12 protein-coding genes and 5 pseudogenes are annotated in these 13,716 nt (G+C 35.3%); 13 read left to right on the plus strand and 4 right to left on the minus strand.

What is annotated here, in order from left to right; translation table 11 throughout:
• Positions 1-28: 28 nt before the first annotated feature.
• A pseudogene (locus tag MWM02_RS03175) lies at positions 29-665 on the minus strand (IS1595 family transposase); the annotation flags it as partial.
• A 22-nt stretch (positions 666-687) separates the two neighbouring features.
• Here MWM02_RS03175 and MWM02_RS03180 point away from each other — a divergent pair.
• On the plus strand, positions 688-1,122 hold the full coding sequence (locus tag MWM02_RS03180) for a GNAT family N-acetyltransferase (RefSeq protein ID WP_244402921.1): 435 nt from the start codon (positions 688-690) through the stop codon (positions 1,120-1,122).
• A 172-nt stretch (positions 1,123-1,294) separates the two neighbouring features.
• Here MWM02_RS03180 and MWM02_RS03185 read toward each other — a convergent pair whose 3' ends face one another.
• Both MWM02_RS03185 and MWM02_RS03190 read right to left on the minus strand, forming a co-directional pair.
• Positions 1,295-1,765 carry a GNAT family N-acetyltransferase gene (locus MWM02_RS03185; RefSeq protein ID WP_064551453.1) on the minus strand — a complete coding sequence of 157 codons (471 nt, stop codon included), beginning with the start codon at positions 1,763-1,765 and terminating at the stop codon, positions 1,295-1,297.
• A gap of 194 nt (positions 1,766-1,959) precedes the next feature.
• Positions 1,960-2,430 carry a DUF5680 domain-containing protein gene (locus MWM02_RS03190; RefSeq protein ID WP_064551451.1) on the minus strand — a complete coding sequence of 157 codons (471 nt, stop codon included), beginning with the start codon at positions 2,428-2,430 and terminating at the stop codon, positions 1,960-1,962.
• 279 nt (positions 2,431-2,709) lie between these two features.
• Here MWM02_RS03190 and MWM02_RS03195 point away from each other — a divergent pair, with 279 nt between their 5' ends.
• The 5 genes and pseudogenes from MWM02_RS03195 to MWM02_RS03215 form a co-directional block, all read left to right on the plus strand.
• A complete protein-coding gene (locus tag MWM02_RS03195) occupies positions 2,710-3,051 on the plus strand; it encodes a GNAT family N-acetyltransferase (RefSeq protein ID WP_232509543.1) in 342 nt (113 codons plus the stop codon).
• An 82-nt stretch (positions 3,052-3,133) separates the two neighbouring features.
• Positions 3,134-3,394, plus strand: coding sequence for a hypothetical protein (locus MWM02_RS03200; protein ID WP_064551449.1), 261 nt, complete (start codon positions 3,134-3,136; stop codon positions 3,392-3,394).
• Between the two features lie 135 nt (positions 3,395-3,529).
• A complete protein-coding gene (locus MWM02_RS03205; protein WP_064551447.1) occupies positions 3,530-3,811 on the plus strand; it encodes a DUF6572 domain-containing protein in 282 nt (93 codons plus the stop codon).
• A 298-nt stretch (positions 3,812-4,109) separates the two neighbouring features.
• Positions 4,110-4,737 (plus strand): annotated as a pseudogene (locus MWM02_RS03210) (FMN-binding negative transcriptional regulator).
• A 175-nt stretch (positions 4,738-4,912) separates the two neighbouring features.
• Positions 4,913-5,334, plus strand: a pseudogene (locus MWM02_RS03215) (LysE family translocator); the annotation flags it as partial.
• Between the two features lie 50 nt (positions 5,335-5,384).
• Here MWM02_RS03215 and MWM02_RS03220 read toward each other — a convergent pair.
• Positions 5,385-6,553, minus strand: a protein-coding gene (locus MWM02_RS03220) for an IS3 family transposase (RefSeq protein WP_244402922.1) whose coding sequence is annotated in 2 segments (ribosomal slippage) — positions 5,385-6,286 and positions 6,286-6,553 — 1,170 coding nt in all. Because the reading frame shifts where the segments join, the coding sequence is not laid out codon by codon here.
• 304 nt (positions 6,554-6,857) lie between these two features.
• Between MWM02_RS03220 and MWM02_RS03225 the strand changes: the two genes are divergently transcribed.
• The 7 genes and pseudogenes from MWM02_RS03225 (at position 6,858) to MWM02_RS03250 (ending at position 13,702) form a co-directional block, all read left to right on the plus strand.
• Positions 6,858-7,649: a DUF5677 domain-containing protein gene (locus tag MWM02_RS03225; protein WP_064551324.1), complete on the plus strand. Its 792-nt coding sequence runs from the start codon at positions 6,858-6,860 to the stop codon at positions 7,647-7,649.
• An 836-nt stretch (positions 7,650-8,485) separates the two neighbouring features.
• A pseudogene (locus tag MWM02_RS03230) lies at positions 8,486-9,045 on the plus strand (GNAT family N-acetyltransferase).
• 579 nt (positions 9,046-9,624) lie between these two features.
• Positions 9,625-10,260: an O-methyltransferase gene (locus MWM02_RS03235; protein WP_244402923.1), complete on the plus strand. Its 636-nt coding sequence runs from the start codon at positions 9,625-9,627 to the stop codon at positions 10,258-10,260.
• Between the two features lie 235 nt (positions 10,261-10,495).
• Positions 10,496-10,725, plus strand: a pseudogene (locus tag MWM02_RS19465) (ISNCY family transposase); the annotation flags it as partial.
• Between the two features lie 156 nt (positions 10,726-10,881).
• Positions 10,882-11,292: an RrF2 family transcriptional regulator gene (locus MWM02_RS03240; protein WP_064551329.1), complete on the plus strand. Its 411-nt coding sequence runs from the start codon at positions 10,882-10,884 to the stop codon at positions 11,290-11,292.
• Between the two features lie 111 nt (positions 11,293-11,403).
• Complete coding sequence (mnmA, locus tag MWM02_RS03245) at positions 11,404-12,516, plus strand: tRNA 2-thiouridine(34) synthase MnmA (protein WP_256462203.1); 1,113 nt, start codon at positions 11,404-11,406, stop codon at positions 12,514-12,516.
• Positions 12,517-12,757: 241 nt separating this feature from the next.
• Positions 12,758-13,702, plus strand: a complete 945-nt coding sequence (locus MWM02_RS03250; RefSeq protein WP_064551331.1) for an LLM class oxidoreductase — start codon at positions 12,758-12,760, stop codon at positions 13,700-13,702.
• The last annotated feature ends 14 nt before the right edge of the window (positions 13,703-13,716 follow it).

The following is a 13,716-nucleotide window of genomic DNA, read 5'->3' on the forward strand; positions in this document are numbered from 1 at the left end:
AATTTTGAATTGTTTGTCGGTTAATTTCTTATGATAAGAAATTTATGTCCATCAGTCTTAACCTTTTATTTGTTACATCTGTTGGAATTAAAGAACTTTCCGCAATCAGTTTATTCACTGTTGTATTGTCACTACGATAGTTAACCATATCTAAGAAATGAAACCAACTCAAATAATGGTCGAGATATTTTGTTGCCACGCCATTAAACCGTTGTATTCAGCTTTTCAAACGACTGTGATAGTTATTCACATTTTGGATATACCTTTTACCCGTTCAGCTCTATCTGATTTGAATCGGTAATGCTCTAAACCTTTGCTTTTTGCATAGGTAGAAAAGGCTCTCCAAGCATGAGTACAAAGTGTATTGTCCGATGACAATTTAGAGCCAATAGCCTTATCTAATTGAGTTTTCGTAATTCGACCTCTACTAAGAACTCCTGAATAAGTCGCTTTTTGGCGGTCTCTTGCGATTAAAACACAAACTTGTTCGTGATTAATGACACGCAATTTTGAAGAACCACCACGTTTACGAGGTTTACGCCCTTTAATATTTTATCTTTTTCGGAGTACAGAAAATATGTTTCATCTATCTCTACAATCCCTGAGAAAGTGTCGAAGTCCAGTTGTTTGAGGGCAGACAATACTTTATGTCTCCAAGAGTAAACAATCGAGGGAGAGGAGATACATATGCCATTAACCATTCGTCAAGCTTTAAGAGAAGATATTCCACATTTGTGTCATCTGATGAAGGAATTAAGTGGTCACGAAATCTCTCAAGAGGAAATGAATAACAGATTAGAGTTTATAGAGGATAGTCCTTTTGATTCCCTGTATGTTTGCGAAGAAAATGGCGCTATTTTAGGGTTACTTGGGTTTCGTGTTCGTGAGAATTTAGAAGAAGTAAGCAAATATGGCGAAATCTCTGTCATTGTTGTTGATTCGGGCGCACGTCGTAAAGGTGTTGGGCGGTTCTTGATGAACTATGCCGAAAAATTAGCTTTTGAAAAAGGATGTATTGGAACTTGGTTGGTGAGTGGCTTTGGTAGGGAGGAACAAGCTCATCCATTTTATAAAGAATTAGGTTATGAAATAACGGGATACCGTTTCGTGAAGCGCTTTTAAAAATATCGATTGATGAAATCCTCATAGAGGGCTTTTGTTGTTATGTTAATAGATTCGATATAGTCAAACAAAACATACAAAAAAGACCGGTATAAATCGGTCTTTTCTATCGACATACGTTAGTTGAACGAGATAGCTAAGTTCCAATAAGCTACATAAAAATCACTGACTTTTAAATAAATAATTCCATTTCACTGTTTTTAAAAGTAAATCCCATTTTTTTATATAATGGTATTCCATCATCAGATGCATGTAACCAAATTCGTTTTACCCCGATTTTTTTGCATTCCTCAATGCAATTTTCTAATAATTTTCTTGCTAAACCTTTCCCTCGATATTGAGGAATTGTATACATATTCAGTATATAAGCTTCAAGCCCTTTTAGATTATCTAAGTAAGGTGGTCGTTTAAATAAAACCATCCCACTAACACTTATAACATTATTATTTGATAAAGCTAAAAAGGAAATAAATTCATTGTTAGAAAGTGCTTCCTCTAAATATTTTTTTGTAACTGTTGTGACAAGAGCTTCCTCTTGTTCCGACTGTACTTCCCCTAATTCCTTAAAAAGCTCCAAACGCAATCTTACAATTTCTTCTATGTCTTGAACTGTTGCTTTACGAATCTCGAATTGCAAATTCATTATAAACACTCCTTCCATTCATTATGTACACATAAAAACCACTTCCCTAAGGACAATTCTCCCTCCAAACTTGATATCCTTCTTTAAGAAAACTGCCTGTTGAACAAGAAAATCAACCACATTCTTTAACAGAGATTTTAATTAAAAACAGGGGATTTTTTCGTTTAGTGAAACAGGAAAAACTGACCTTGTTTTTATTTAATAAATCCACCAGAGTAGTGAAGACTATATACAACTTTGTTGGCAAAGGATATCGTCTCTTTTCCTACGAACTTACCTAATTCTCCCTTATCGCTATTTCTATAAATATAATCTCCTTCAACAAATTCTTTAGGTCCACGAAACGGATTATCCGCACTAACATTTCTCATCGCTTTTCTTAAAAAAGCGTAAACTTCTTTTACAAATTCAATCTCAAATTCTTTATCCACACCGCCTGAATAGCACATAGACCAAATCGGATTCCCCTGATAGTAGACAATTTCTTGGCCTGCAAAATAACTCATCCCAAAATATACATCACGATATAAAAAATGACCTTCTTGGAACTCCAATTGACGTGAACCTTCTAACAAAGGCGTTACAGACGCGTTGTCTCCTTGTGATGCATAAGTTGCTTTTTTTGCTTTAATTAAAAAGTCCAAAAATTTCTCTTCTGTGTACATATTCCTCCCCCTTGGTAATTTAATAGGCCTTCTTAATTAATAGGCTCTGTTCTCGGTCAATATCGATTTTACATAAAAAATGATTTTTCTGAAAATATCTTCATATGATAAAATTGTTTTAAAAAGGAAAGTGGTGGTAAAAGTGGACCATATCCCAACTTTATGGAAAAGAGATGAATTTTCCATTTCTGCTGAAAAGAGTTACTTGGATATGGATATAATATTTATTTCTTGAATAAGGAATCATATTGAGCAAATGGAATCCCCAGAGAAATTGTTATGGAATCAATGAAAAATACTCCTCTATGTTTTGGAATTTATAAAAGAGACCCAATCATTGGTCCAGCGCAGCTAATCGGCTTTGGAAGAGTTATTTCAGATTTATCCACGTTTGCATATTTAGCTGATGTTTTCGTTCTAAAGCCTTTTCGTGGGTTAGGTTTATCAAAATGGTTAATGAGTATAATTAAAGAACATCCCCAACTTCAAACTGTCCGTAGATTTATGTTGGCAACAAACGACGCACATTCTTTGTATGCACAATATGGCTTTGAGCCATTGGATAATCCATCCATTTTTATGCAGGTTGTTCGTAAAAATATTTATCAGAATCGGGAGTAGCCACGGTGCGGAACTAAGCAGCTCCATTTTTGTTTACTTCGCTAACGTGACAGGATAGTTAAGACTGTAAAGGAAGGTAACTATGAACGCTTTCGGAATTGGTGTGATTATGTTAGTAGTAGGTATAGGACTTTTCCCCTTTGGAGTAATATATTTCAAGAAAAGTTGGAATGAATATAAAAATTTACCATCAAACAAAAAGAAAGTAGCTATTTTTCTTGAAATATTAGACGTATTCTCATTATCCCCTTCCCTATCAACGTGGTTAATTTTTATCTCGCTCCTACTTATTATTGGAGGTGCTGGATTAATTTTTTTATACCTAACGGGGGCTTTAGTTTAATAAAGGTGTTGAGTGACAAAAAGTTGTTTAGTTTACAAAAGTGTTGTTTAAAAACAAAAAAGTCGTTTTGTTTTTTCTCATTTGGTACAAAAAGTTTAGATGGTTACAGGAATAATACGTATTGGTGTGAGGATAATGGGTGTGCAAAATACAAATGAAGTAGATATGATAAGTCTTAATAAAGAGACAGGTATTTGTACTTTAACAATAATTGATAGTCTTGATTGGCGGAACGAAGAAGAACACTTATTGCTTCTACAAGAGAAGATAAATGTTTACTTAAGTTTCATTGAAAGTGGTGAGGTTTATACTACATATAAACCATCTAAGGGGAAAAAGTTTGAAATTAAAATTTGCTTTAAAGAGTCTATTCCTGATAGTTGTATACTATTTCTACAACAAGCATCTAAAATATAGCCGATGCAGGCTTTTTCTTAACTTACTCAGTTGGGCTTGAAAATGAATAATTCAATCATATATGTTTTCATTCATTTTCTGGTGCCGCCACGTGGCATGAAGGTCTATTCTGAAAATGAATATTTTCATCCTTCTGATGGTTCAGCATAGATGTAGCATAGTTTTCTCCTATGGAAGACCCAATCACCTTTCATCATCTGTGGTGAAGCTCGATTCATGGGTGGCTACGGGCAGTCTTCTCTTCGTTTTTATTCCTCTGTATGTATAATTATGTAAAAGTATTGAGGGAGAATCAGAAATGTACATACCAAAAGCTTTTGAAGTTAATGATAAAACAAAATTAGTAAATTTTATTAGAGGCAACAGTTTTGGAATTTTATTTTCACAGGAAGAAAGTGGGCCATTGGCAACACATTTGCCTTTCTTTTTGGATGAAAAAACGGGGGATAACGGTGTGTTGATTGGTCATATGGCAAAACGAAATCCTCACTGGAATAAATTAAATGGTAAAGAAGTTCTTTGTAGTTTTTTCAGGTCCTCACGCTTATATCTCCGCTTCCTGGTATAACGAACCAAACACTGTACCTACTTGGAATTATGTAGCAGTCCATGTATATGGAGCAGTTCGAATCATAGAGAAAAAAGAGGAAATGGTTGAACGGATGGAAAAGACGGTGAATTTTTACGAATCATCTATGCCCAATCCTTGGAATGCTAAATTTGATGATAAATTCATAGATGGCTTAGTGAATGGCATAGTTGTATTTGAAATCTTAATAAATAGAATGGAAGGGAAATGGAAGTTAAGCCAGAATCACTCCATAGAAAGACAACAAAACCTTATTAATGGTTTAAAAACAAGCAACAAATATAATTCAGCAGAAATTGCAAAAATGATGGAACAGAATATTAAACAAAAAAGATAATACATAATGCTTCCATGCTATATCCTTAACAAAGATTTAGAGCATTTATACAAATTGTTCTCCATTGAACTTGTTTTTGTTGTTAAACTAATGGTCAGGTTAGCTGAAGAAGGTAAGATTTAGTTCCTAAACGACTTCATTGATGATAATAAAATAATGAAAAGAAGGTGTGCGAATGCTTGGAATAACTGGTTACGGAGTTTATTTACTTATGTCAATATTAAAATATTAATGAATTTAACCCCTGGAACTGACACAATGTATATTATTAGCAGAAGCATATCACAAGGTAGAAAAGCAGGCGTTTACTCTGTACTTGGAATTTCAACGGGTTCTTTCATCCATACTTTATTAGCTGCCTTTGGTCTATCTATTATTTTGAAACAATCTATTTTGTTATTTACCGCAATTAAAATAATGGGTGCTGCTTACTTGATTTATCTTGGTATAAAAATGTTGTTTCAAAAATCACCACTAACATTTGAACCTTCTGCATTAAAGCATTTGGAATTAAGGAAGATATATATGCAGGGAGTCATAACCAATGTTACAAATCCAAAAGTAGCTTTATTCTTTATTTCTTTTCTTCCGCAATTTGGTGCTATGTCAAGAAAACGGACACGTTAAACAGTGAGAAATAGCTGAACTTAGGCAGCTACTTTTCTCTGGTTAGCGTAGTAAGCAGCCTCAAATTCACATGGCGATACATATTCAAGAGCGGAATGACTTCTCTTGCGGTTGTAGAAGCATTCGATGTACTCAAAAATGGCTTGTTTCGCTTCTTTTCGTGTACGGAATCGATTGGGATAGATACATTCTTTCTTGATTAAGCTATGAAACGACTCCATACAAGCGTTGTCGTAACAGTTCCCACGTCTCGACATACTGGCTTGGAAATGATGCTCTTGTAACAACTGCTGATAATCATTAGATGCATACTGGCTTCCACGATCCGAGTGGTGAATGACTCTCCCTGTCGGTTTTTCGCTGTTTAGAGCTCGTTGTAAGGCTTTGATGACTAATTCTTTCGTCATTCGTGTATCAATATACCATCCTACAATCTTGCGTGTATATAAATCCATGATGCTCGCTAGATACAACCAGCCTTCATCGGTAGAAATGTACGTGATATCTGCCATCCATACTTCATTCGGAGCTGTTGCTTGGAAGTTTTGTTCCAACAGATTCGCATACACGTTGTAAGGGTGATTACTATTGGCCGTTGCCTTGTATTTACGCACCGTAATTGATCTCAATCCTTCTTCGCTCATGATACGAGCGACTGTCTTTTGAGACACACGAATTCCTTGTTTGCGTAGTTCTTGCGTAATTTTCGGACTTCCGTAAATCTTGCGTGACTTGAGATACTCGTTCCGAATCTGTTGGGTCAGTTGTTCTTTTTTCTCTTTTTGGTTGCTTTTTGGGCGTTTCAGCCATGCATAATATCCACTTTTAGAAACACCGAGAACTTGGCACATCTTCACAACAAGAAATTCATTTCGATGTTGAAAAATGAACGCGTAAATTACTTCTGGTTTCTGGTGAAGATGCCTAACGCCTTTTTTAGGATGGCTAATTCCTCCTCTAACTCTTGATTGCGACGGCGTAGCTCGATGATTTCTTGATTTTGTGGCTTGATGTTTCCTGAACCTACAAAGCTTGTGCCATTGCTTTCTTTGTATTCTTTGACCCAACGGTGAAGAGTGTTGTAAGCCAAACCTAACTCTTTTGCCACTTGGGCGATGGACTTGTCCCCCTCCAAGCATAACTCAACGGCTTGAATCTTGTATTCTTGATCAAATGTTCTCTTTTTCATGATTGGACACCTCGAACTGATTGTAATTAAGTTTATTATAATCTCTCTGTTCTCCGTGTCCACTTTTTAGACTAACATCAAATGACAAGGGGTTGGGGAGGGGGGAAGGTTTTTATTTTGCGATTACATATAGAGGAAAAGGGAAAATTGAATTTCAAAAATCTAAGGTGGGAAGGAAGTAGGGAAAAGGGGTGGGGGAAGAGAAATATAGCTTATACATTGTGTAACAAAATAAACTGACTTCGGTATATATGTATTCTTTATCAAAAAACAATTAATTTAATATAAAAGGAGAGTGTTGAAAGTGGATATCAATGAACTCTTAAATAATTTAAGAACCTATACACAGACGATTTATGACATACTACACGATATAGAAAGTACAGATGAGTTTAAAAACAACATTGACCCTGACTTAAAACAATACTTTTACCATTCTTATATTAAGTGCAAAAGAAATTTTAAAGCTATAAACATACTTATTAGTTGTAGGGAACTTCAAAATGGTTATATTGAAGCTATTCCGTTACTAAGAGTCATGGTAGAGAGTTACTTACACTTTTGCTATATAATACACCCTGACTTTAAAGATGAAGCAATTATGAACTATGATAGGTTAAAAAAATACCAAATAAAGCAAATGATAAACAATCGCATCGGATATAAAGTAAAATTAACTGGTATGGCAGACAAAAAACTCTTGGAAAGGATAAGAAAAGAGGTGAATGGAATTAAGTTTTCAGATTTAGGCCCATTTAAGGATATATATGAACTGGCAAAAAAGACTGATAACGAATTGGTTTATAATAATATTTATAGGAAGTTCAATAGTTTTGTTCATTTTAATCCAACAACATATATATCATATGGTTCTGAAACAGGAAAAAGAGGTTTTAATTTTGGTAGGTATGAACCACAACCTGAAAGAGAATGTGAAATTCTATACTACTCTATAGATATTATTATTCGCTTAATTGTTCAAATCTTGACTTATATAGATATAAAGGAAGCTCCTCAGGAATTACATGAGGGTATCAGCAAATGGATATCATTAAGAGAAGAATACAAAAACACAATGTCATCACATGCAATGTAACTATAAACAATAAAAATAATTGGGGAGAATCACGCCTTGTCAATTTAAGACAAGGTTTTTTTGTGCAAAACAAGCAGTGTATGTAGGTTAATATCGCAGAGAAATGGAACGCTATGTTTTAACAAATTAAGTGCAGTAAGAATCGTTTAAAAGACCATTTTATAGTCTTTTTTGTTTTTGTTTAGATTAATCAGTAAAGGTGAAACCTTCGAAGCCCCAAAACACTTTTATGTGAAAGGACTTCAAAATGGTTAACAAAAATCCAAATACACCTCAAGTAGTTAAATATAAAAAGTATGAAAGTGAATTTAACACCTATAATGTTATATACGTAACACGCTTGAAACAAGTAGTAAAAAAATAAGAAGATGTTCATAATTGTTCACACTATTTCGGTAGGTATTCATGTTGCTGACTAATGTCTTCTAATTGGATTTACATAACAGTTAGGCAGTTCTTTCTAATCAATTACATAAGAAGTAAGAATAGTTCATACCTTCTCGTAACGGAGGAGATTTTTTCTTTTTGTGGAATTAATAAATTATGAAATTCGTGTTTTCTCAACTTCCGAATTTACTAAGATATCAAATTATTTAATTTATTAAGCCTTAGGCTTTTGTGAATAAGTCCTTGTCAGAAATCTATAATATAAGGCTCTGTTAAAGTTCATTGTTGATTTTCTTGTTCAACTCTCATAGAGAAACGAATAAACTTTCATCATCTGTGGTAAGGTTCATGGTCGGCTACGAGGCAGTTTAGTTTAAGAAAAAATATATAAAAAATGTAAATAAATTAGGGTATAGTTACTAAAGCAATTCAAGGGGAGAGAAATTTTGATGAGGTTGTATGAAACGAACCGTTTAATATTAAGGGAATTAGATGAAACCTTTGCTTTGACAGTATTAAATTATTACCAAAGGAATAAAGATTTCTTGAAGGAATGGGAAGCAGAAAGATCAGAGGATTTCTTTACATTAGAATACCAATCTGAAAGATTAAAGAAAGATCTAGAACTAGCCAAATCAGGAAGCATTCTTAAGTTATGGTTGTTTCATAAGGATGACAAAGATTTTTCTAAAACCATTGGTTGCATCAACTTTAGTAATATTGTTTAGAAGCAATTTACAATCATGTATTTTAGGGTATAAGTTGGATAAAGACGAGATAAATAAGGGATACATAACAGAGGCCCTACAAAAAGGGATCGAGATTATATTCAATGCATATCAACTTCATCGAATTGAAGCTCCAATTATGCCCAGAAATAAAGCTTCTATTCGGGTCATAAAAAAAGTTAGGATTCGAAAATGAAGGAATAGCAAAAAAACTTCTAAAAGTGAATGGAAAGTGGGAAGACCACAAGAGATGGGTATTGTTGAATGACAAAATTAACTGATTAACCTTTTAATAATGTGTTCTGTTTTCGGGTGCAAAATGAAAAACGACATGTAAAATGACGTGCGAATGGATATTCATTTTGGCACGTCATTTTTTACTTTTAGCACAGGATTTATCTGAATTTTGATTAAAAATGGCACTGATTTTTAGAAGGATGATGTTTATCTAGTAAAGAATATAGAAATCATTGCGACGAGAGGGAGAAATTTTGTCATTGATATATCTATTATTTGAATGTCGTTTTGATGATGAACAACTAATACCTGCACAAAGAATTGGTGACCGAAAATTTTCTATAAATGACATCATTACATTAACGAAACATTATTGTTTATAAATAAGGATTTATCACAAAAACTTGAAACCATCCCCTTGATGTTTCAGTACATCGTTGATTTCTACAAAAGACCTAAACCCATTTACAACTAACGACATGGATAATTCAGGTTGGTTAGGATTATCAATTTAACAGAGAGGGATTTTTGGTTTGATGAGGAGAGGGGAGAAGGGATATCTATCGTAAGTGTCGTTCCTTGTGTTCCGTTTCTTTTCTTTTATTATTTGGAAAGGAGTTTTTATGATGGATGTTTCTCAATATATTAATGAGTTATATGTTAAGGATCACGACAATTTTTATCAAATGGTTTCCAAAAGTTTAACAATCAATCATATGCCGAATATCTCAGTATCTCCAGAAACGGGAAAACTATTGTATTTGTTAGTTAAAATAGCGAACGCAACGAATGCTTTGGAGATTGGTGCTCTCGGCGGCTACAGCGGTATCTGGATTTGCAAAGCATTGCCGGACGACGGGACATTGACATCGTTGGAGTTAAATAAAGATTATGCCAATGTAGCCAAAAATAATATTGAAAAAGCTGGTTATGGAAAAAAAATAACTTACCATATTGGTCCTGCTCTTGAAACGCTGAAACAATTTGTTAAGCAAAAAAGAAGGTTCGATTTCTTTTTTATTGATGCGGACAAGGAAAATTACAAGCTTTATTTAGAGTATTCCATCCAATTAGCTGAAAAGGGAGCTTTAATTACTGCGGATAATGTATTATGGAAAGGGAAAGTGGCGGACAAGAACAATCAAGAAAATCATACTATTTTTCTGAGAGAGTTTAATGAGTTTGTAGCCAAACACCCAAAATTGGAATCGGTCATTGTCCCGATTGGTGATGGTTTAACGATTGCAAGGGTATTATAAATTAAATGGAGAGTTGGAAGATGGTTAACAGATTTGCTCCCATTCGCCTCCTATGGAAGAACGAATCATCTTCTATCATCTGTAGTGAAGCTCGCTTCATGGTGGGCTAAGGGACAGTTTAGTTGAAAATAAGGACAAAAAAGTTATCTTATACATTAAGATGCCTTTAGTTTATAGAAAAGAGTGAAAATGCAGATGGAGAAGGTAATTCTTTTTTATTGGTCCATTTTGTCTTCATGCACAGCTCTTCAAAGATCTAGAGGTACGGTATCTGCAAATCGTGCGGATCGACAGCACGTCCCTTGGAAGCAGTCTTTACGATTCGTAAGCAAAGTGGGGAGGCACTGGTTTAACGGAAATAAGCTCTATCTCTGCACCACTGCCGAGGGAGTCATTTTCTCTCATGTGTGGACTACAGCGAATCGAAATGATGCGGCAGTGGCACCAGAATGGCTTGCTTCTTTATGTTATGCATCATTTCGAGTTTTTACTCTAGTTTTGCAACGCCATCTTTTTATGTTTATTTTTTTTGTTTCCTTAACAATATATGGATGAATGAAAAATAGTAATTGACAATATGAACTGTAAACATTATTATTACAGTTAGGAGGAAGGTTCATTATGAATAGCGATTTTTCGATTGCTGTTCACTGCGTTGCTTATCTGGCTAAAAAGCAAAACCAACGAGTGACCAGCGAAGACATTGCCCAAAGCGTTTCAGTCCATCCGGCAAGATTAAGAAAAATTTTAAGCATATTACGGAAAGAAAATATTATTACTTCTAAAGAAGGGGCAAAAGGCGGCTTCACTTTAAACGATCCACCTGAACATATTACGTTAGATAAAATTTTTAAAATCACCAGTGAAGAAACGCTTGTGCCGAAATGCCCTGATTCCAATGAGAATTGTCCGATAGGCAGAAACCTGTCAAATATACTCATTCGCGTTTGTCACAATGCGGAACAACACTTTTTAAACTATTTAAAAGGTGTGACAGTCAAAGATATTATTGATGAAATTAATAATAGTTAGTTTTCATACTTGAATAAAAGACAACCATATTTTCTGTTAGACATGTGCATAATTTTTTTTAAACATAACTGTAACAAAAAATATTTCAGTTTAATAAGGGGGGGAATAAGGGTGAAGAAAAAGCGAGTTGTCGTCGGAATGTCTGGCGGAGTGGATTCCTCTGTGGCTGCTTACCTCCTAAAACAAGAAGGGTATGACGTCATCGGTGTATTTATGAAAAATTGGGATGATGCCAATGATGATGGCGTATGCACAGCAACGGAAGATTACGAAGATGTTAAAAGAGTTGCCAATCAACTCGGGATTCCTTACTATAGCGTGAACTTTGAAAAAGAATATTGGGATCGTGTATTTACGTACTTTATGGATGAGCTGAAGCGAGGGAGAACACCTAATCCAGACGTTTTATGCAATACAGAAATTAAGTTTAAAGCGTTTGTTGATTACGCCCTTTCGCTGGACGCTGATTATATCGCGACAGGCCATTATGCAAGAATCAGAAGGGAAAATGACCAAATCACCTTATTGCGCGGAAAAGATCCTAATAAAGATCAAACGTATTTTCTTAGCCAATTAACAGAAAAACATTTGGCAAAAGTCCTGTTTCCTCTTGGAGAATTGACGAAAGATGAAGTGCGAAAAATCGCTAAAGAATTGAACCTTGTCACCGCTAATAAAAAAGATAGTACGGGAATCTGCTTTATTGGGGAAAGAAATTTTAAAAGATTTTTAAAGAATTTTTTACCGGCACAGCCCGGAGAAATTCGCTCTCTAGATGGAGAAGTGCTAGGTACTCATGATGGGTTGATGTACTACACGATTGGCCAACGAAAAGGGCTTGGAATCGGTGGAAAAGGGACAGGCGAGCCTTGGTATGTCGTCGATAAAGATTTAGAAAACAATGTTTTACTCGTCGCTCAAGGCAAGAACAATCCTGCTCTGTTTTCTACCGGTCTTATTGCGTCTAACATTAGCTTTGTTAATGGAGATGTCCGTCCACGTACGTTTGCATGTACAGCTAAATTCAGATACCGTCAAGAAGATCAGAAGGTGACCGTTCATATTCGTCCGAATGGAACGGCTTTTGTGGAATTCGAAAAACCAGTTAAAGCTGTTACTCCAGGACAAGTAGCGGTGTTTTATGATAATGATGTTTGTCTTGGCAGTGCGATTATTGACGAAGTGATAAAAATGGATGCTGCAAATGCCACTATCGCATCTTAAAGCGGCATAGATAACTGCACTATTTGACAAATGGATGGCCGCTTTATGTATACACGCTTTTCTTAGATAGATAATAAGTATTGTGTGAGTAATGTAAATTTAGTTTTCAACAACTCCTAACCATATATGAATCAATAAAATCTAGGGGATTTTTATTGGCTATCAATACAAAGAGTTATTTAATAGAAATATTTTCTATATACAATGAAATGAAAAAAATAATTGGAAGGTAGATGTTTAAATGGAAAAGTTCAAAAATCACAAAGGGTATTCACGCATGTATCAAGAAAACAAGCTGACTTTAGGATTGTTCTTTCCGATTGAATCGTATATGGGTGACGTCCCTGAGATGAATATAGAAAAGCAAATGAAGTTAGCAAAACGGGCAGAAGAACTCAATTTCGCTGCATTATTTGTGAGAGATGTACCGTTACGCGATCCTAATTTCGGTGATGTCGGGCAAATGTATGATCCGTTTACGTATTTAGGGTATGTTGCCGCCAATACAGAAAAAATTGCCTTAGGAACAGGAAGCATTATTTTAACGTTGCGCCACCCTCTTCATGTCGCTAAAGCGGCAGCTTCTGTAGACAGATTATCTGGTGAAAGGCTTATTCTCGGTGTCGCAACAGGTGACCGACCAATCGAGTTTCCGGCATTCTCTGTGAATCCAGAAAATCGGAGCGAGCTGTTCCGGGAATCAGTGTCTGTCATGAGAAAGGTATGGCGCGAGCATTTTCCGACGATTGATTCTGTACGAGTGCATATGACAAGTGGAGATATGTTGCCAAAACCAAAATTGTCAGACATCCCATTAATGGTGACAGGCCACAGCGGACAGTCTCCTGAATGGATTGCTGAACATAGCGATGGATGGATTTACTATCCACGTCCACTCAAATTCCAAAAAGCATTAATCGACAATTGGCGTTCGTTAACAGAGGAATTTAAGCCATTTACCCAATCGCTTTATATTGATTTAACGGAAGATCCAAATCATGTACCAATCCCGATTCATCTTGGATTCCGCACAGGGCGAAATTTCGTGATCGAATTTCTTGCCGCTTTACAAGATGCAGGTGTGAACCATGTCATTATTAACTTAAAATATGGGCAACGCCCTGTAGAAGAAGTGATCGAAGAATTAGGTGAATTTGTGCTTCCGCACTTTCCAGCTTTATCATGATGAAATACCATCTT

The organism is Parageobacillus sp. KH3-4, from assembly GCF_022846435.1.
Classification (GTDB): Bacteria; Bacillota; Bacilli; order Bacillales; family Anoxybacillaceae; genus Parageobacillus; species Parageobacillus thermoglucosidasius_A.